The organism is Allobosea sp. AAP35 (assembly GCF_001295925.1).
Classification (GTDB): domain Bacteria; phylum Pseudomonadota; class Alphaproteobacteria; order Rhizobiales; family Beijerinckiaceae; genus Allobosea.
The window spans coordinates 1-18,208 of the sequence record NZ_LJHQ01000054.1 but is presented as its reverse complement, the minus strand read 5'-3'; the positions used below and the strand labels follow the sequence as shown (position 1 = coordinate 18,208).

18 protein-coding genes, 1 tRNA gene and 1 pseudogene are annotated in these 18,208 nt (G+C 63.5%); 10 read left to right on the top strand and 10 right to left on the bottom strand.

All coding sequences use genetic code 11. The features are described 5' to 3' along the window. Nucleotides 1-36: 36 nt before the first annotated feature. The 3 genes and pseudogenes from IP69_RS17285 (at nucleotide 37) to IP69_RS17275 (ending at nucleotide 3,228) form a co-directional block, all read left to right on the top strand. Nucleotides 37-123, top strand: a tRNA-Leu gene (locus tag IP69_RS17285). A gap of 60 nt (nucleotides 124-183) precedes the next feature. Continuing rightward, entirely contained in the window at nucleotides 184-1,968 is a 1,785-nt protein-coding gene (locus IP69_RS17280) for a tyrosine-type recombinase/integrase (RefSeq protein ID WP_197279933.1), read from the top strand. Nucleotides 1,969-2,243: 275 nt separating this feature from the next. After that, a pseudogene (locus tag IP69_RS17275) lies at nucleotides 2,244-3,228 on the top strand (HWE histidine kinase domain-containing protein). Here the strand turns inward: IP69_RS17275 and IP69_RS17270 are convergent. Beyond that, complete coding sequence (locus IP69_RS17270; RefSeq protein ID WP_054144079.1) at nucleotides 3,225-3,581, bottom strand: response regulator; 357 nt, start codon at nucleotides 3,579-3,581, stop codon at nucleotides 3,225-3,227. The pseudogene IP69_RS17275 and the gene IP69_RS17270 sit on opposite strands and share 4 nt — an antisense overlap. Nucleotides 3,582-3,628: 47 nt before the next feature. Here IP69_RS17270 and IP69_RS17265 point away from each other — a divergent pair, with 47 nt between their 5' ends. After that, nucleotides 3,629-4,117, top strand: coding sequence for a response regulator (locus tag IP69_RS17265; RefSeq protein ID WP_082359430.1), 489 nt, complete (start codon nucleotides 3,629-3,631; stop codon nucleotides 4,115-4,117). A gap of 71 nt (nucleotides 4,118-4,188) precedes the next feature. On the opposite strand, the gene IP69_RS21960 is transcribed toward IP69_RS17265, so the two are convergent. From IP69_RS21960 to IP69_RS17250, 4 genes are all read right to left on the bottom strand, one after another. Beyond that, entirely contained in the window at nucleotides 4,189-4,347 is a 159-nt protein-coding gene (locus IP69_RS21960) for a hypothetical protein (protein ID WP_156323517.1), read from the bottom strand. A gap of 211 nt (nucleotides 4,348-4,558) precedes the next feature. After that, nucleotides 4,559-5,044, bottom strand: a complete 486-nt coding sequence (locus IP69_RS17260; protein WP_054144077.1) for a cupin domain-containing protein — start codon at nucleotides 5,042-5,044, stop codon at nucleotides 4,559-4,561. After that, nucleotides 5,028-5,969, bottom strand: a complete 942-nt coding sequence (locus tag IP69_RS17255) for an HWE histidine kinase domain-containing protein (RefSeq protein WP_197279931.1) — start codon at nucleotides 5,967-5,969, stop codon at nucleotides 5,028-5,030. The genes IP69_RS17260 and IP69_RS17255 overlap by 17 nt, the downstream gene beginning before the upstream one ends. A 227-nt stretch (nucleotides 5,970-6,196) precedes the next feature. After that, on the bottom strand, nucleotides 6,197-6,445 hold the full coding sequence (locus IP69_RS17250; protein ID WP_054144075.1) for a hypothetical protein: 249 nt from the start codon (nucleotides 6,443-6,445) through the stop codon (nucleotides 6,197-6,199). A gap of 209 nt (nucleotides 6,446-6,654) precedes the next feature. Here IP69_RS17250 and IP69_RS17245 point away from each other — a divergent pair, with 209 nt between their 5' ends. Further along, nucleotides 6,655-7,359 (top strand): Crp/Fnr family transcriptional regulator, encoded by a 705-nt coding sequence (locus IP69_RS17245; protein ID WP_054144074.1) that lies wholly within the window; start codon nucleotides 6,655-6,657, stop codon nucleotides 7,357-7,359. Between the two features lie 61 nt (nucleotides 7,360-7,420). Here the strand turns inward: IP69_RS17245 and IP69_RS17240 are convergent, their stop codons facing one another. Together IP69_RS17240 and IP69_RS17235 are read right to left on the bottom strand one after the other, a co-directional pair. Next, complete coding sequence (locus tag IP69_RS17240) at nucleotides 7,421-8,116, bottom strand: VIT family protein (RefSeq protein WP_054144073.1); 696 nt, start codon at nucleotides 8,114-8,116, stop codon at nucleotides 7,421-7,423. A gap of 115 nt (nucleotides 8,117-8,231) precedes the next feature. Next, nucleotides 8,232-8,507, bottom strand: a complete 276-nt coding sequence (locus tag IP69_RS17235) for a PepSY domain-containing protein (protein WP_054144072.1) — start codon at nucleotides 8,505-8,507, stop codon at nucleotides 8,232-8,234. A 142-nt stretch (nucleotides 8,508-8,649) separates the two neighbouring features. Between IP69_RS17235 and IP69_RS17230 the strand changes: the two genes are divergently transcribed. The 5 genes from IP69_RS17230 to IP69_RS17210 all read left to right on the top strand — a co-directional run bounded on the left by IP69_RS17230 (nucleotide 8,650) and on the right by IP69_RS17210 (nucleotide 14,408). Beyond that, on the top strand, nucleotides 8,650-9,339 hold the full coding sequence (locus tag IP69_RS17230; RefSeq protein WP_054144071.1) for a response regulator transcription factor: 690 nt from the start codon (nucleotides 8,650-8,652) through the stop codon (nucleotides 9,337-9,339). After that, nucleotides 9,336-10,694 carry a HAMP domain-containing sensor histidine kinase gene (locus tag IP69_RS17225; RefSeq protein ID WP_248306874.1) on the top strand — a complete coding sequence of 453 codons (1,359 nt, stop codon included), beginning with the start codon at nucleotides 9,336-9,338 and terminating at the stop codon, nucleotides 10,692-10,694. Before IP69_RS17230 ends, IP69_RS17225 begins: the two co-directional genes overlap by 4 nt. An 83-nt stretch (nucleotides 10,695-10,777) precedes the next feature. Then, entirely contained in the window at nucleotides 10,778-11,257 is a 480-nt protein-coding gene (locus IP69_RS17220) for a DUF2271 domain-containing protein (RefSeq protein WP_054144070.1), read from the top strand. 18 nt (nucleotides 11,258-11,275) lie between these two features. Continuing rightward, entirely contained in the window at nucleotides 11,276-13,489 is a 2,214-nt protein-coding gene (locus tag IP69_RS17215; RefSeq protein ID WP_054144069.1) for a PepSY domain-containing protein, read from the top strand. Beyond that, a complete protein-coding gene (locus tag IP69_RS17210) occupies nucleotides 13,479-14,408 on the top strand; it encodes an FAD:protein FMN transferase (protein ID WP_082359428.1) in 930 nt (309 codons plus the stop codon). The genes IP69_RS17215 and IP69_RS17210 overlap by 11 nt, the downstream gene beginning before the upstream one ends. 46 nt (nucleotides 14,409-14,454) lie before the next feature. Here IP69_RS17210 and IP69_RS17205 read toward each other — a convergent pair whose 3' ends face one another. The 3 genes from IP69_RS17205 to IP69_RS17195 all read right to left on the bottom strand — a co-directional run bounded on the left by IP69_RS17205 (nucleotide 14,455) and on the right by IP69_RS17195 (nucleotide 17,725). Beyond that, nucleotides 14,455-15,006: a hypothetical protein gene (locus tag IP69_RS17205; RefSeq protein WP_054144067.1), complete on the bottom strand. Its 552-nt coding sequence runs from the start codon at nucleotides 15,004-15,006 to the stop codon at nucleotides 14,455-14,457. Nucleotides 15,007-15,008: 2 nt separating this feature from the next. Continuing rightward, complete coding sequence (locus IP69_RS17200; RefSeq protein ID WP_082359427.1) at nucleotides 15,009-16,430, bottom strand: ethylbenzene dehydrogenase-related protein; 1,422 nt, start codon at nucleotides 16,428-16,430, stop codon at nucleotides 15,009-15,011. A gap of 377 nt (nucleotides 16,431-16,807) precedes the next feature. After that, nucleotides 16,808-17,725 carry a helix-turn-helix domain-containing protein gene (locus IP69_RS17195; protein WP_054144066.1) on the bottom strand — a complete coding sequence of 306 codons (918 nt, stop codon included), beginning with the start codon at nucleotides 17,723-17,725 and terminating at the stop codon, nucleotides 16,808-16,810. Nucleotides 17,726-18,208: the final 483 nt, after the last annotated feature.

Below are 18,208 nucleotides of genomic sequence, written 5' to 3'. Positions count from 1 at the left end.
ACAGTACCACGCCGGCTCCGTAAACGAACCGCCGTTGCCCAGGTGGCGGAATTGGTAGACGCACCAGCTTCAGGTGCTGGCGCTCGCAAGGGCGTGGAGGTTCGAGTCCTCTCCTGGGCACCACTCTTTTTCCTCAGCAGGACAAAGAGATCAGCATTGACAATGGGTTGGATGGTATCCGCTTTGACACTGCGGTTTGACACCATGGCTCTTGCAATGCCTCGACCCTACGCTACCAAGCAGGGTTCCTACTACCTGAACGTGAAGGTGCCGCTGGCCCTTCGGGCGCTCGCCAGAGGCCAGCGTGTGATGCTGCCCGTGGCTGGCGAGAACCACACCGTGCTCGTCGGTACCAAGGTCGTGCTGTCGCTTCGGACCAAGGAGGCGAAGGTCGCCAAGGAGCGCTTTCCCCTGGCGCTTCAGGCGCTCAAGACCTTCTTCGAGACCCTTGGCCAACCGCCCCAGTCGCTGAGCCGGGTGGAGGCCCTGGCCCTGGCTGGCGAGATATACAAAGAGGCCGTCAGCGACATCGACACCGATGATGGCGTGGCCGACGAAGTCGAGGCCTATCGCGGCGAGCTTGCCGAGGCGATCGATCATCACCGCCGCCAGGGCGCAAGCGAGGAGATGGCCGAGCTCAAGGCCGCCATCGATATGCATGACGAACGCGCCATGCTCGCCTGGGGCTTGAAGCACGGCGACCCGATGATTTCGCGCGAGCGGCTGCTGGAGGGCTATTTCGGCCAGATGCTCGACGAGAAGCTGGCGACCTACCATCTGCGAATCGATGCAGACTCACGAAAAAAGCTCCTGAATGCCGCCGAGCGTCTCGGCCAGGAGTTCATCGCCACGGCGGAGCGCCGCCTCAAGGCCAACGACTATCGTGATCCTGTCAGCACCACGCTGCCGACTTACACTCCACCGCCGCGGCATGCGTTGCCGTCACCGCGCCACGTTGCAGGACGCTCGAGGACACTCACCGTCGAACGGCTTTTCGAGCTTTGGAAAAAGGTTCACGAAAAGAAGCGCGCGCCCTCGACCTTCAGGCGTTACGGACCGTCTCTTTCTTCCCTCCATGCATTTTGGGGAGAACGAGCCGTCGGCTTGATGATCGAAGACGACATCTGGGCATGGGCGCTTGCCCGTGAGAAGGAAGCCGGGATTAGCGCGGCGACGATCAACAAGAATGATCTGGTCGCGATCTCGTCCGTCCTTGGCTGGGCGGCGTCTTTTCCTGGCGGTCGCGTCCTGTCAGCCAATCCCGCCAAAAGCGTGCGCCTCGAAGAGGATCGCAAGACGGAAAAGCGGGAAAAGGTCTTTCGCGATGACGAGGTCGCCGCAATCCTCAAGGCGGCCCGAGCCGCTAGCAGCAACAAGCGCTTTCCACGTGCAGCCGCCTCGCGGCGGTGGACGGCCTGGATTTGCGCCTATACCGGCGCTCGTATCCAGGAGGTCTGCTGGCTCAAGCGCGAGGACATCAAGCGCCAGGACGGCATGTGGGTCATCCATTTCGCCACCACCAAGACCGATGTCGCCCGGACAATCCCATTGCACGCCGCATTGATCGAGGAGGGCCTTCTGGCCTTTCGTGAGAAGGCGCCAGAAGGCTTCCTGTTTGTGGGGGACAAGGTGCAGAAGGAGGGATCAACGCGCTCGCAGCAGGAGCAGCGGGCAAGCGAACTGGCTGAATGGATCCGTGAGCAGGTTACCCTCGATAAGGACCTCAGCCCCAACCACGGTTGGCGCCACACCTTCGTCACGCGCGCGGAAGAAGCCGGCATCAAAAAGCGCCTCGCCAACGCGATCACCGGGCACAACCACAAGAAGGACGTTTCGGACGGCTACTTCTCCGCCCGCCCGAAGGCCCTAAAAATCGCTATCGATGCATATCCGATTTACGAGCTTGATGGTGTCGCGGCCGACGCGCTGGTGCTGCCAATGGAGCACGGCACCAAACCGGTTACATAGATGGTGCGCAATGCGACGATTCTTCAGTTGGCCCATTGCGGACGTCTCGAAAGTCTGCTTCCCGGCAGCAGTCTGGGCTGGGGGTCAATCAGCAGAAGTTGGCCCAACGCGGACCCGGAAGTGTCTGCGTCCATGTACGTCGATTGCCTTAAGGTGATCGACAGAGCTTGGACCGCGACGGGATGCTAACGCGCTGATGCGCAAAGCGCATGGAGGCTGCCTCGATCGCGTGTAGTGTCCGGGTCAAATGCGTAAATCAGCGATCGGGGCCTGCCTTGCCGTTTAGCCATTGGACACCCGACAGCCTGCGCCGCGCCATCCAGGCAGCGGGCGTCGCGCTGTGGTCGTGGAACATCGAAGAGGACACGTTCGTCATGGACGAGCAGGGCTTCGAGATGTGGGCCGTCGAGCCAACCCAGGACCTCATGTTCGAGGACCTGTCGGCACGCATCCACCCCGCCGATCGCGACCGTGTCCGTGCCGCGTTCACTGCGACGCGTGGCAATTGAGGGCGCCTACGAAATCGACTTCCGCATCATGATCGGCGACGACATCCGTTGGATTTCCGCACGTGGGCTTGGCAACGATTCCGGCATGCACAAGGGTTACATGTATGGGATCTTCCTTGACGTAACCGGTCGCAAGCAGGCCGAGGAGGGCCATGAGCTCCTCGCCGGCGAAATGAGCCATCGCGTCAAGAACCTGTTGGCGATCGCGTCGGGCCTGACACAGATCGCTTCCCGGTCCTCGACCACGGCGGCCGAGATGGCAAAGGACCTCACCAACCGGCTGACGTCCCTGGGCAGGGCCCACGACCTGGTTCGGCCGCTGCCCGGTCACCAGGGCACAGCGGCGCTGCTCGGCGACCTGTTGTCCATTTTGCTATCTCCATATGAGGATATGGGCGCCTTCAGCGGCCGCATCCGTGTCGCCGTGCCGCGCATGGGCGTCGGCGAGGGCGCCGCGACGACGCTCGCCCTGGTCATCCACGAACTGGCGACCAACTCCGTGAAGTACGGAGCTTTGTCGTCCGACGAAGGGACGCTGGACGTTTCCGGCACGCTGGAAGGCGACGACATCAAAATCGTCTGGATGGAGCGGGGCGGCCCCAGCGTCGAGCCTGCGAAAGCTAGCGGCTATGGCAGCCGGCTCGTTGCCCGCGGCGTCACAGGACAGCTCAGCGGCGCGATCGACTACGCATGGGAACCGGCAGGGCTCATCGTAACGCTCACCGTCAAGGTCGCGAAACTGGCGAATTAGGCCGCCTTCCGAAGCGCCTTGGCGACGGTCGCCTCGCTGTAGGGTTTGCGGAGGAATATGGTTTCGGTCGGCATCTCGTCGGGACCGGGCGTAACGCGGCCTGACGCGATGATCAGGACGACCGGCGGCCAGCGATTGCGTATTGCATGCGCGAGCTTGAGGCCGTCCATGGAGCCGGGCATCTCGATATCCGTGAAGACGATCGAGATATCAGGACGCGTCTCAAGGAACAAAATGGCCTCGTCGGCATTCGTCGCCTCGATGACGTCGAAACCGGCGTCCTCGATGATGGAGACGGCGTTCATCCTAATGATGGGCTCGTCTTCGACGACAAGGACGACAGGCTTGGCCATGGAGCGCTTTCGGACGGTGTAACCATCAAGAACCTATCACGAATGGAATGGTTTCACGAAAAACGAAACAAATCCCCTACGCAGGTGCGAATAGGGCTAGGATCTTTTTTGATGAGCGGCTTCGAGCCGTGAAGTGCTACCGGAATACGCAGATGGATGGGCCTACCGGCGGGCCACGCGTCCTCATCCTCGAAGACGAGGCGATCATCGCCATGGACGTCGAGGGCATCCTGACAGACGCCGGTTTCGACGTCATGGCCACAGTGGCGTCTTGCGCAGCCGCGATGGATTGGCTGGTCGCCGACCGCGTCGACGTTGCCCTTCTGGACTTGGATCTGCTCGACGGCTCAAGCGATCTGGTGGCGCGGCGCCTCAACGACCTCGGCATCCCGTTCGTCGTGTTCTCAGGCAGCTCGCAAAAGAATGAGACGATCCATCCCGTATTCCTGACCGGCGGCTGGCTGGAGAAGCCTTCGCCCGCTGAGCGGATCGTCGCCGCGGTGCGGCAGGCCGTCTTGCCCGAGCCCGTCGCCTAGACGTGCACGTCAGCGTCGTTTTTCCAGCCGCCCATCAGCGCGACGGTGGCGCTGTAGATAACGACGCGGTGCTAGTTGCTGACGAAGCCGAAGGTGCGATGGTCGTCCTCGGCGATCTTGTCGCGAGCCATATCGGGAAGGGCGGCCAAGCCGAATATGCGGGCGGCCGCATCGTCCGGTAGATCGCGGCCGGCCAGAGGTCGATAATGGGTGCTACTCTGAAGCGCCATGGCGCCAATTCGGATTATAGCGCGGGCAGCACGGAGCTTCCTCCGAAGATCACCTGCTGGCGCAGCGCCGGCGTGAAGAGGCTGTAGAGCATCCTTGGCGAAGCCGATGCGCCAACGTGTTTTCAAAAGCATGGACCGAGGACGCGAGCGGACATGCTCCCATCAAGTTCGAGCGCGGGTCTGCCGCAACTTGCACGCTATCGTCTTCGGATCAGGCTTGCCCGTGCTTATCTGCGGCGTGTTTCGGCTGAACCGACCACGCGGGCGGATCGTCGTTTGTGTCGGCTTCCGCCGCTGCCACTGTCGTCTGCACCTTATCGGCCGCATGGTGAGAAGGTGCGTAAATCGCGTAGACTTGCATCGGTTCGGTCCCAATATTGGTGACGTTGTGCCATGTCCCGGCGGGGACAAGGATGCACCAACCATCAGAGACGTCGCTCTCAAAGTCGAGATTGTCCTCTGCAGACCCCATCTGCACACGGCCCTTCCCCGCGTCGATACGGAGGAACTGATCGGTCTCGGGATGCGCCTCAAGGCCTATATCGCCACCGGCTGGGATCGACATCAGCGTCACCTGCAGATAGCGACCGCTCCATGCGACTGAGCGATAGTTCCGGTTCTCTTTCGTTGCGCGTTCGATGTCGAATGTCTGGGGCTTCGGCCCAATATCCGTGATCCTCTCAACACCGGTGCTCATAGCGGGCCTCCTCGATTCGACTAGGACTGCTGGTCAAAAATTTTGAATCGAAGCGGAGCTGCCAGAAAACGCCTTCTGGCAGGAATTGGTGTCGCACGGTCCCGTGGAGGGAAAGCGCGGTGAGCTTCTGGATAATCTGAAGACCAAAGCTCTTGTGGGTCGGCTCGACGACCATCGGGCCGTTCGACTCCTGCCAGGACAGGACGACATCCTCCGTCTCGGCGAGTGTCTCCATCCGCCAGGCGATCGTTACGCGGCCTTCCGCTATCGAAAGGGACCCGTATTTGACAGCGTTCGTCGCCAGTTCGTGCAGCGCCATGCCAACGGCATGGGCGGCTGCTGGCTTGAGGTCCAGATCAGGCCCGGATGCAGAGATCTGATCGCAATCGAGCAGCCCGAACGGCGAAAGCTGCATCTCGATCAATTTCCTCATGCTCATGTTCGACCAGTCCCCAGCGACCAGCGCATCTAGCGAAGAGCAAAATGCCAAGAGACGGGCAGAGAAGATCTTGTCGAATGCGACCACGGACGTCGTGCTGCGGGCGGTCTGGTGGCAGATCGACTGGATGATAGCGGCGAAATTCTTGAGCCGATGGCTGACTTCGCGCATGTCGAACCGGACAAGCTCCTCCGAGGACAGCTCCGCCGATGCCACATCCACGCTTGGCAACACAATATCGCCGGTCTCCGGAGCGCCGATCGTACAGCGTCCGCAGATCGCGCTGTGGACGATCTCTGCGAACGAATAGGCCCCCAGCCGCCCCGCGATCGCCTTGCGAATATACGCGACGCTGCTCTGGCTGATCTTGAGTTCGGCCGAGATATGTTTACTCGGATAACCAGCCAACAACAGGTCGAGCACCTGATTTTGCAGCACGCTCAGCCGTTCGATGTTCTGCGCAGCGATCTTGCGGAACAGCCTCACGTCGGCGTTCTCAGATGAGCGAAGGCAGGTCGTGACCTCCAATCCCTCCGGATATGGATCAGGACACCGATCGGGGCCGGACTCCCTCCGCGTTGATCTCAGCAAGCGATCGTGGGATTGATCCTGCATGGTGAGGTCCCCTCCTTGAACTCCAACAAATCGTGGCGGACCAAGTCGGTCACGTCATTCGACCTAGAGCGCGATCCGAACCTGAGCGGTTCGGCGATTCAACGCCTCCTGATCGAGTTTCCGCCCGCGATGATCTGATCGAGAATGGCCGCGACCTCACCGTGCAGCGAACGCTCATCTTCAGTTGCGCCGCTGCCGCGATGGGCCTCGGCCGCATCCTTGACGACGCCGATGGCATCCTGCTCGCCCATGATCTTCAGATCACCCATTGCGAGGATCAAGGACTCGCAGATCGACAGAGCGGCCAAGCCGGCCGCTCCGCCGCGCGGATCGAGAATCTTGGACATGGTGTTGTTCTCTCGATGCGGCCGGGGCGAGGCCCGCCGCTTAAGAACCAACGCTAGGCCGGAATCTGAGAAGAGGGGCTAACTTGGATTAGCCACGCGAGATTCAATTTGGGCGATATCAGATCAAGCTGCGAAAACGCCCCCCGGCTTCACAGGCATTGGTCCAGTCCCTCACAGGTCGCAGAGTATTCCAGGAAACAACCCGGGCGATGAAAGCGGCATCCAGTCATTTGGCAAAGAAGCTGGCGGCCTTCATGCCGTTGAGCGAGCGCGAAAGCGCATGCCTGAATGATCTCTTGGCAGCACCGTTCGCGGTCGAACGCGGTGTCGAACTCGTCCGTCAGGGCGACGAGCGCCATTTCGGCTATGTCCTGCACTCCGGCTGGGGATGCAGCTTCAAAGTCCTCCATGATGGGGCACGGCAGATCATCACCTTTCCCCTCCCGGGCGATTGCATCGGGATGAGGAGCGTGCTGCTGCGGACCTCCGACCATGCCTTCAGCAGCTTGACGGACGCGGTCGTCAGTCGCATCGAGTCGAGCCGCATCATGCAGATGTTCAACGAGTTCCCGCGCTTGGGCGCCGCGATCCTATGGTCGGTGTCGCGCGACGAAGCGATCACTGTTGATCACCTTGCGAGCATCGGGCGCCGGACCGCCCTTGAAAGAACCGCGCATTTCTTCATTGAGCTGGGCGAGCGGCTTCGTCTTGTCGGGCTGGCGAGCGGAAACACATTCGAGTGCCCGTTGACACAGAACGATCTCGCCGATGCCCTTGGCCTCAGTGCAATCCATATCAATCGGGTGCTCAGACAGCTTCGCGAGCTAGATCTGATGACGTTCCATGACCACAGCGTGGTCCTTCTCGATCAGCGGAAAATGCGCGTTCTGGCGGGTTATGACGAAATCGCCTGAGATGGGCGTGCTGGTTTCCGTGAAAGGGAGTTTCTGGAAACGGCCAGGCCGCGCCTTTGAGTTAGACCGCATGCCCCACAAGGGCGCCGATCCCCCAGGTCGCGGCCATGGCGAAGGCTCCCCAGAACGTCACGCGGATCGTCGGCTTGACCATGTCGGCGCCGCCGATGCGAGCGCCAAGCGCGCCCAGCAAGGCAAGACAGATCAGCGAGCCGCCCGAAACAGCCCAGCTGATCGAAGTGGCCGGAGCCATGACGGCGATCGCTAGGGGAATGGCGGCGCCGACCGCGAAGGTGGCAGCCGATGTCAGCGCCGCCTGGACGGGCCGCGCGATGCTGTGACCGGCCAGGCCCAGCTCGTCGCGCGCATGCGCCGCAAAGGCGTCCTTCGCCGTCATCTGCTCGGCGACCTGCCTGGCCAAACCCGGCTCGACGCCGCGACCGACATAGATCTGCGTCAATTCCGCGAGTTCGGCCTCGGGCTGTTCGGTGAGTTCGCGACGCTCGCGGGCCATGTCGGCCTGCTCGGTGTCGGATTGCGAACTGACCGAGACATATTCGCCCGCCGCCATCGACATGGCACCTGCAACGAGTCCGGCCACGCCTGCAACCATGACCTCGTCGGCGATCTTGGCGGCGGCCGCAACGCCGACGACGAGGCTCGCTGTCGAGATGATACCGTCATTTGCGCCGAGCACGGCGGCCCGAAGCCAGCCGATCCGTTCGACCAGATGATTTTCGCGGTGGAGCGGGTGCATGGCCTCGGTCCTTCGGGTTTGTCGGAGGCGGGAGCCGTCCCGGCGGGCACCATGGGCCAAGACGACCTGTCTTGTCCGATGCGGCGCTCGTTCGATGAGAGCTGTCAGTGAGACGTCAGTCGTCGTCGCCGTCGCGCGTGACGCGTTCCAGCGTGGCAGGATCGAACTTCGCCTTGACGCGGCGCCCCTCGGCATCGACGGCGCGGACCTTGTAGCAGCCGTCGTCGGTCTTGATCCGACGGATAGTCCAGCCTTCGGCGCGCAGCTTATCGACCAGCATCTCGCGCGGTTTCCATTCCGCCATGGGCGCCGAACAGCGCTGGCTGGCGAGGGCGGGAGCGGCCAGGCCGACGAGGATCGTCAGCGCCGCAATGGACAGGATGGGCTTCATGGGATGTCTCCTCCCCGAAGGACGCGATAGCCCCTTCGATCACGCCAAGCTGACGCTCACCTGAATGGCCGGCGCGAATGCGTTCAGCCCCCTGTCAGCTTCGTGCCATAAGCGGGAGATCCGTTCCGGAGGCTGCCCCGACATGCGCGTGCTACTCGTCGAGGATGACCCGATCCTGGGCTCTGCCGTGCGCGACCAGATTGCCGCCGACGGGCATGGCGTCGATTGGGCGAAGCGGCTAGCGGACGCCGGCGAGTTTGTCCGGCTGGCGCATTACGACCTGATCCTGCTCGATCTGATGCTGCCCGATGGCCGCGGTCTCGATTTCCTGCGCGGCCGCCGACAGGCCGGCGACACCACCGCGGTGATCATCCTGACGGCGCGCGACCAGGTTTCCGACCGGATCGCCGGACTCAATGCCGGTGCCGACGACTATCTGGTCAAGCCGTTCGATCTGGCGGAACTGTCGGCGCGACTGAGCGCGGTTGCCCGCCGCTATGGCGGCAACCCCAACCCGCTGCTGCAGATCGGGAGGCTGACGCTGGATCTGGCGGCGCGCAGCATCGTCCGGGACGGCTGTTCCATCTCGCTGACTGCGCGCGAATGGGCCCTGTTCGACGCTTTCATCCAGCGCCCGACCATGCTGCTCTCCAAGTCGCAGCTCGAAGAGCGGCTTTACAACTTCGACTCCGAAGTCGAGAGCAACACGATCGAGGTCTATGTCGGGCGCCTGCGCAAGAAGCTCGGCGCTGAGGTGATCGAGACGGTACGTGGCATGGGGTACCGGCTGGGCACCACCGCCATGGCAGGAACGGGAAAGAGCCCGCCGTGACGCGCATCGGCTGGCCGCCCAAGGGCAGCCTGCAGCGTCGGCTCGCGCTGGCGTTGACGGGCGGGGTCATGGCGCTGTGGCTCTTGGCGACCGCGGCCGCAGGCCTGCTTCTTCGCCATGAGATCGACGAGGTCTTCGACAGCGCCTTGCAGGAGGTGGTGCAACGCATTCTTCCCTTGGCCTACACCGAGATCATCAGCCGCGAGGCGGACGCGGTGGCCGGTCCCCAGCAGGTCGCTTCTGTCGGTGCGCATCGCGAGTACATCACGTACATCGTGCGCGACGCTCAGGGTCGCAGCCTGCTCCAGTCCCATGATGCGAACCTCTCGCAGTTCCCAGCCAACCCGGCACATGGCTTCAGCGACGGACCGAATTCGCGGCTCTACACCGAGGTCGCGGTCAGCGGCACGATCGTCATTACAGCCGCCGAGCGCCCCGGCCACCGACAGAAGGCTGTCCGCGATGCCATTGCGGTGATGGCTTGGCCGCTGATCCTGCTTTTGCCGCTCGGGATCGCGGGACCCTGGTTTCTGGTTGCTGTCACCTTGCGCCCCGTCGCGGCCTTCAGGCACGAAATCGAGGCGCGTGGCAGCGGGCATCTGGAGCCGGTGTCCGGCGCACATCTCCCAACGGAGATCGCGCCGGTAGCGGAAGCTTTAAACGCTCTCATGGCACGGGTGCGCCGGGCACTCGACGCCGAGCGCAGCTTCACCGCCAATAGCGCCCATGAACTGCGAACGCCGGTGGCGGCCGCCCTGGCGCAGGCGCAGCGTCTCAGGGCAGAGCTGCCCGAAGGCCCAGCCCGCGCCCGAACCGTCGAGATCGAGAGCGCGCTCAAGCGGCTGGCGCGCCTGTCGGAAAAGCTGCTCCAGCTCGCCCGGGCCGAAGGCGCCAGCCTGATCGGGGAGTCGCCGCAAGACCTTGTGCCGGCGCTGCGCCTCGTCCTGCACGATCTATCGGCTGACGGCGCGGTCGAGGTCTCGCTACCTCTGGCGGGCAAATTTGTCTCGACTTTGGATATGGACGCCTTTGCGATCCTGGCGCGCAACCTGATTGAGAATGCGCTCAAGCATGGCGACGCCAGCCAGCCGGTGCGCGTTGTTCTGACCGGTGACGGATGCTTCAGCGTCATCAGTCCTGGACCGGTTCTGGCGCCAGAGCTTCTCGCGGCCATGACGCAGCGTTTTTTGCGGGGCGCGACCACAGCCGATGGGGCGGGGCTCGGCCTGTCGATCGTCCAGGCGATCTCGCACGGTGTCGGCGGCAATATCGCCTTCCTCTCGCCCGCCTCCGGACGGCTGGACGGTCTGGAGGTGGTGGTGCAACTCCCCGCCGCGACGCCGACACCCGGCTGAAGCCTTTATCGGTCGCCTTCAGGTCGCTGTCAGCTTCGCAGCGCATCTCTCCACGCATCGCTTCTGCAATCTGGAGAGTTGCCATGAGATCTCTCGCCCGCGCCCTGGCGCTCGCCCTCCCGCTCGGTCTCGCCGGCGTCCTCGCGCACAGCGCCGTCGCCGAGGCCCGGCCCGTCCGGATCACCACAACATTGAAGCCCTATGGCGGCGACGGCGCCTATCTGGCGATCTACATCACCGATCCGCAGGGCAAGCTCGCCAAGACGGTCAGGATTGCCGGCGGCAAGGCCAAGTATCACAAGCATCTCAGCGCCTGGAACAGGCTGTCGGGCGGCAAGATCGACGGCACGACCGGCGCCAGCGTCGGCAGCGGACAGTCGCTCACGGTCAGCATCGAGATTGCCGATGCGCTGATCGACGCTGGCTACCAGATCCGCGTCGACAGTGCTGTCGAGAACGAAAGCGACGTTCCGGGCGACGCGGTCGCGCCGCTGGCGACGGCTGGTGCGGGCAAGCCCGTCGCTGGGCGCGGCTATGTGAAGTCCCTGACCTTCGACATGTGATCGGGAGGGATTCTCGTCATGCTGCGCCAGATCCACTCCCTGCCCGGCCTCGTCGCCGCGCTGCTCGTCGCCGTGCTGGCGCTGACCGGTGCCGTCCTGTCGGTCCAGCCGGCGCTGGAGCGCTTCGCAGCGCCTTCGGTCGTCACGGGAACGATCAGCGTCGCGGCGCTAGCCGAGGCGGCCCGGGCGCAGCATGCCGAGATCGACAAGATCGTCAAAACCGCCTCCGGCTCGCTCGTAGTCAGCTATTTCGAGGGCGACAAGGCCGGCGCCGATCTGCTCGATCCCGCCACGGGCCGGGTCGTCGCCCCCCATACGCCATCACCCACCATCCGCTTCATCACCAACCTGCACCGCTCGCTGCTGCTGGGCACGGCTGGCCGCGTCGCGGCGGGTCTCGGCGCTCTGGCGATGGTGGTTCTCACCGTCACCGGCGCGATGATGCTTGCGGCGCGCCAGGGCGGCTGGTCGGCCTGGCTGCGGCCGATCCGCGGCAGCGCCCACCAGCGCTGGCATGCGCAGGCCGGACGCCTTGCCATCGTCGGATTGCTGCTGACCGCGATGACGGGGTGTTTCCTGTCGCTGACCAGTTTCGAGTTGATCCCCGACGGATCGGCCGATCCCGTGGCGACCGCGTCCGGCAGTGGCGGCGAGCGCGCCTCAGTCGGTAGCCTCGCGGCGCTGAAGGCGATCGATCTCGCCGACCTTCGCGAACTCGCTTTTCCTTACGCGGCCGACCCGACCGACACCTTTCGGCTGACGACCGCAGCCGGCGTCACGCAGATCGATGCGGCCACCGGCGAGGCGCTGTCCTTCCAGCGCCATTCGACCGCCCGGCAGCTCTACGAGATGATCTACATGCTCCACACGGGGCAGGGCCTGTGGCCGCTAGGCCTGCTGCTGGGGCTATCTGCTCTGGCGGCGCCGGTCTTTGCGGTCACTGGCGCGATGATCTGGTGGCAGCGTCGCCGGTCGCTGCCACGGATCGCCGACAAGAGCCCGGCCTCTGTGGCAGACACGATCATTCTCGTCGGCAGCGAGGGCAACAGCACCTGGAGCTTCGCCAGGACGCTGCATGCCGCGCTGACGCAGGCCGGACACAAGGTCCACGCGGCCCCGATGAACGCGCTGGCACCCGCCTATCCGAAAGCCGCGCGGATGTTGATCCTGACCGCGACCTATGGCGACGGCACTGCGCCCGCGAGCGCCAGCGGCTTCCTGGCGAGGCTCGACCGCAGCGCCTTAAAGCTGCCCGTCGCGGTGCTCGGCTTCGGCGACCGCAGCTTCCCGAGATTCTGCCGCTTCGCCGAGGATGTCGGCGCAGCCCTGGCCAAGAAGGGTTGGCCGGCTCTGATCGAGATCGACCGCATCGACCGCCAGTCGGCCCAGTCATTTGCCCTCTGGGGCGACAAGCTGGGGATGGTGCTCGGGCACACCCTCACGCTAGCCCATGTCGCGGCGCGGCCGAAGACCACGACGCTCGAACTGGTGAAGCGCGTGGATTACGGCGCCGAGGTCCAGGCGCCGACCGCCATCCTGACCTTCAGCCTGCCGGGAGCCGCGGCCGGGCTCTCGGTCTGGAGGCGCCTGTTCCCGGCCTCGCTGCCGCCCTTCGAGGCCGGCGACCTCGTCGGCATCCTCCCGCCCGGCAGCACCGTGCCGCGATATTATTCGCTCGCCTCCTCGGCGCGCGAGGGCATCCTCGAGATCTGCGTGCGCAAGCAGCCCGGCGGGCTCTGCTCGGGCTTCCTCAACGACCTGCCGCTCGGCGGCCGGATCGACGGCTTCATCAAGGCCAACCCGGCCTTCCGGCCCAATGCCAAGGCGACCCCGCTGATCCTGATCGGCGCTGGGGCCGGCATCGCACCGCTGATGGGTTTCCTGCGCGCCAACCGCTCGCATCGCGAGGCGCATCTCTATTGGGGCGGGCGTTCCCCGGCCTCCGACTTCCTCTACCGCGAGGACCTCGCCTCCTGCATGGCCGACGGGCGCCTGACCGCGCTGAACGCCGTTTTCTCGCGCGTCGCAGCGGGCGGCTATGTGCAGGACAGGCTGGCGAGCGATGCGCAGCATCTGGCTGCGCTGCTGCAGCGCGGCGCCCAGATCATGGTCTGTGGCGGGCGTGAGATGGCCGGCGGCGTCTCCCAGGCGCTCGACGCGATCCTGGCGCCGATGGGCCTGAGCACGATCGCCCTGAAGGCGAGCGGGCTCTACCTCGAAGATGTCTACTGAGATCCCAGCGGCGGAGCGCCGCAGCCTCAGTGGGCCGACGATGGGCACGCGCTATTCGGCGGTCTTCTTCGCCCCCGCAGGCCTCGACGAGACAAAGCTCGCCGCCGCCCTGCAGGCAACGCTGGACCGGGTCGATCGCCAGATGTCGACCTGGAAGCCCGAATCGGACCTCAATCGTCTCAATGACGCGGCGGTCCATGTCTGGGTGCCCGTTCCCGCGGAATTGATGGTCGTCCTGCAGGCCGCCCTGCGGATCGGCCGGCAGTCGCTGGGAGCCTTCGACATCGGCGTCGGCGACCTCGTCGGCGCCTGGGGCTTCGGGGCCAGACCGGCGCCCGGCGACAGCCCTCCGGGAGGCCCTGTCGTGCCGAAACCGGCGATCACGGCAGAGGCTCTCGAACTCGATCCGCACCTGCGGCGGGCGCGAAAGCACGCGCCGCTCGCACTCGACCTGTCGGGCATCGCCAAAGGATTTGGCGTCGACGAGATGGCGCGCGTGATGCGCCAGTTCTCAATCCCGGCCTGGCTGGTCGGCATCGACGGCGAAATGCGCGCCGGCGGAGCAAAACCCGACGGGGCGCCCTGGGTCGTCGCTCACGAGCGTCCGGCGCGGGACGTGCGCGAGGCGATGGGCGTCATCGAGCTCTTGGACCGCGCCGTCGCGACCTCGGGCAACTACCGGCAGTACCGCGACATCGGCGCACGAATGATATCGCACACGATGGACCCCAGGAGCGGCCTGCCCCTGGAGAACGAACTGGCGTCCGTAACGGTGCTGGCGGACACATGCATGGAGGCCGATGCCTGGGCCACGGCCTTCCTGGTGATGGGAGTGGAAAAAGCCCTCCCCTTCGCACGAGCGACGGGGAGGGATGTGATTTTCGTCCTCAGCGACGCAACAGTCGAAACGACCCTATAGCGTCAGACATCAAAGCTTCCTCGAAGCCCGCCAGCGGGGGACTTTGTCAGGCGCGAACGGCGCGGGCGCGATAGCCGATCACGACCAGCACCAATGCGATGGCTCCGAGAGCGGCCAGAGTCAGGTTTGGCACATAGAAGGTCGTGTAGACCTCCCAACCCATCTTGCGCAGCACCTGCGAGACATCCGTGTAGACCCCGATCAGATGTCCGCCGAGAGTGCCGGTGATCCCCAGTAGCACAGCGCCGATCACCGCCAGCCCCGCCGTGACGAAACGCATCGTGCCCTGCCAGATGGCCTGTCCGCGGCGCCAGCGCAGCACCAGAAGCAGAGCCCAATAGGCGGTCGTCCAGGTCGCGAGCAGCATATGATTGCGACCAAGCGGAGAGCCGCTAATTGCCTCGAACGGCCAGACGAACAGGCCGACGGCATAAGCCGAAACCCCGAAGACCAGAGCGATCGACAAGAGCGGCACCAGGGCTTTGTCGATGGCCTGGGCGACCGGGCCGTCAAACAAGGCGCGGTAGATGATGGCCAGAGCCGCGGTCATCCACAGAGCCGTCGGGAAGTGAACCAGAACGACGTGATAGCCGGCCATGATCAGGCCTCCCGTTTCGGAATGGATTTCAGCAGCGCAAATCCGAACGCCGCGATGAGGCCGAACCCCGCAAAGAGGGTCAGGAACCACTGGCGGCGGATCGGTTCAGCGAACTCGGCTTCGATGCCGTAATGGGCGAGCTGTTCCTCGCTATGACGTGCCTTGACCGGAATGCCCTTGCCGATGCTGTCTGCACCGCCATGTGTCCGGCTGTTCAGATGCGGCCAGCTGACCTGGCCCGGGTAGAACAAGGTGACCTGCTTGGCCGCCTGCTTCCACTCCGGCGCATCACCCGTGAAGGCCGCGGCCACCACATCGCCCGGCCGCCCGAACCCGACCGAGATCGGCAGCGAGACATAGTGCCAGCGCCCGCCGGTGGCCTGCCGATGGATGGCGAACGCCGCCTGATAGGCGCCGCCATCCCGGATGATCTTGTCCTCCAACGGCTTCTCTGTGTTCATCCTGCGCCTGAGAGTCACCTCCCAGAACCCGTCCGCCCAGAGGGCTTTGCCGGCCACGGCGATATCGGCGCGCGAGGCTTGCGGCGCCCTCAGCATGCGGCGCGGAATGGTATCGCCTTCCTGCCAGGCAGCATTGGCATCGAAGGGGGCCGACACCTCTTCGCTCAGCCCATGGACGGCGCCCTGGGCGATCTTGCCGGCGATGACATCGTCCCATTTGAGCGCTTTCATCCCACCGGATTTGGCGGGATCGAACATCACGCGGGGCTGCTTCTTGTCGCCGTCCCAATTGGTGGAATAGGCGCCCCGCCCGGAATCGCTCAGGCGCCCCGCCGTGATGAACTGGTCGTCGGCATAGCCGACGGGGTTGGACCGTGCCGCGCGCCAGTGCCAGAGATCCAGAAAATAGCCCGCCGATTGCAGTTTCGCCTGCTCGGCCTCCGGAACGGTGGAAGCCCAGTCGTTCTGGTTGCTGCGCGTTGCGGGCAGATATTTGGTCGGCTCGTCCAGCCCCAGTTTCTTGCCCAGATAGGGGTGATCCTTCAGCGCCTTGGCATCTGCCTCTTCGGTGAAGCCGGCAAGCTTGTCGCCGATCGCGATGTAGCCGCCATAGCGGCCGAATTCCGGAACCGCCCCGTCATCGAGCATCATCGAGACGCGATCTTCATGGAGTCCATCCCGCTGCGAGCCGGGCACGGCATTGCCGCGGACCTCCCATTTGCCACCGGTGAAGCGCAGCATGTCGTGGAAGATGCCGGCATTGGGCGCCGGCCAACGATAGCGGAAATAGACGTCTGTCCCGTTGTAGGCAGCCTGCACCTGCAGCGGGACGGTCAGCGTCGTTGGAACATTGATGTGTTTCTTCGCATCGTTGACCACGGTTCCTGTGCCATGGGTGAACCATGAAAGCGCCAGCGCGCCGCCAAACAGGATGGTGGACGCGTAGAGGCTTGATGTTGCCATAGCCGTCCCCTTTCAACGAAACCGAAACGGCCTCGTCTCAAGGAGATTGGCCTATCCCAACGGAAGGCGCCTTGATCTGGAGCAGTCGGGCTTGCTGATCGCTCGGCAAACGTGAAGCTCGGTTGAAGTCAATGCCATCGGCGAAACCTATCTCGGCGGTCGTGCGGTCTGGCTATAGACCAGGAGTTGCGCCTTCCAATACCCGATCACGAATGTCAGGTTCCGGGCATCTGCCCAACGTCAGGAAGTGGTGCATCTCGCCTGGGCGGGCGTCCCACGCTTCTGCCCATAGCCGATCTGAGTAAGGCCAGCTGCTGGGCGGGAGAAGAGGCTTACCTCCTGTCGTTCCGTTGAATTACCTTCAAATAAACAATGGGTTATGATTTAGTACCACTCGCCCTCGCCGTGATATCGCGGAGTGCGATGCCCCGTGCGCTGCGTAAAGTTCGGGCCATCTGTGCCGCGCCATCGAAGCCCGCGAGGGCGGCGGCGTCCCCCGGGCACTTGCCAGCAGTCAGTTCACGCAGCGCAACATCGCACCGAAGGTCCAGCAGTGAACGGTAAGGTGTTCGACCCGTGGCGGCGCGATAGCACCTGATGAAATGAAACTTGCTCATGCCGACTACGCCGGCCATTTCACTCAGTCCAATTTCGTTGGCGACGTTCTCGTGCAGGTACCGCTCGATGCGCTGCAGCTCTTTGGAGTCGAGCTTGCGATCAGGTCCATCGGACCTCGTCGGTCCAAACTGCAAAAGAGCCAATTCGGCGATTGCAAGCTGGCTCAGAGCGTCGACCAATAGCTCCTTGAACGGAAGCGATCCCTGAACGACCTCGCTCAGGCGACTTGCCGTTTGGAGCAAAGTTGGCGACTTAAAATGCACCTGCGGGTGCGACCATGATTTAAGGCAACGGACCGTCTCAGGGACAGACACTGGGTCGATATACAGCGCAGTAAAAGCTTGCGAACGGTCAATGGGTTTGCACCACCCGTCAACCGACGATCCCGCTGGCAAAAACGTCAATGTTTGTCTCAAGTCGCGGCATTGCACCCGCTTCTCACCGTTGACCCTCATACTACCGGCGCTCAAGACAAGGTCGTGCAGCGCGAGGTAGTGCGTATCGGGGCTGACGCTGAATTCATAATCGACAGGAGCACTCGTCGCGACGTGCTCGGCGGTAACCCCCGAGGTGATGACGACAGAGCGGGAAACCTGCGTCCGACGTTTGAGCGTCAGATCGATGAGGTTGCGATTTGGCACGTTGAGATGGTTCCAGGCCGCGATCCAAGCCGACATAAAATGCGCGGTTCATTCCGTCAAACCAATCATGATCTACGGTTCTCGGTTACGCAAAAATTGCGGACACCGATAGCTCTGGTCGGCAACCGACCGGCGGAATATAAGATTTGATAATTTTTTACATAAGGTAACATCCGATAAAATTGGGATAAATCTGCTAAAAAGGCAATAGACACTGATGGCATCACTCTTGAGACTTGAATAAAGCAGCAAATCATTTCGGACGCCCATCTGATTTACGTGGTCGATAAGAGGCAGTGTACTTTTAGTTTTACATATTTTTAAGCGTTCCAGATCAATTTTACTCTTCGTCAGCGCCGACGGTCCGGTTCGGTGATAAGCGCTTTCGACAACAGATATTGCGCCCCGCTAACTGGCTCTCGCCGGTCCGTTGGGGTGAGCCGCCAACCAAAAATCTTGCGCCCGAAACAGGCCATAGCGAGGACGCTCTTCATGAAGTCGATTGCGAACCGGATCGTG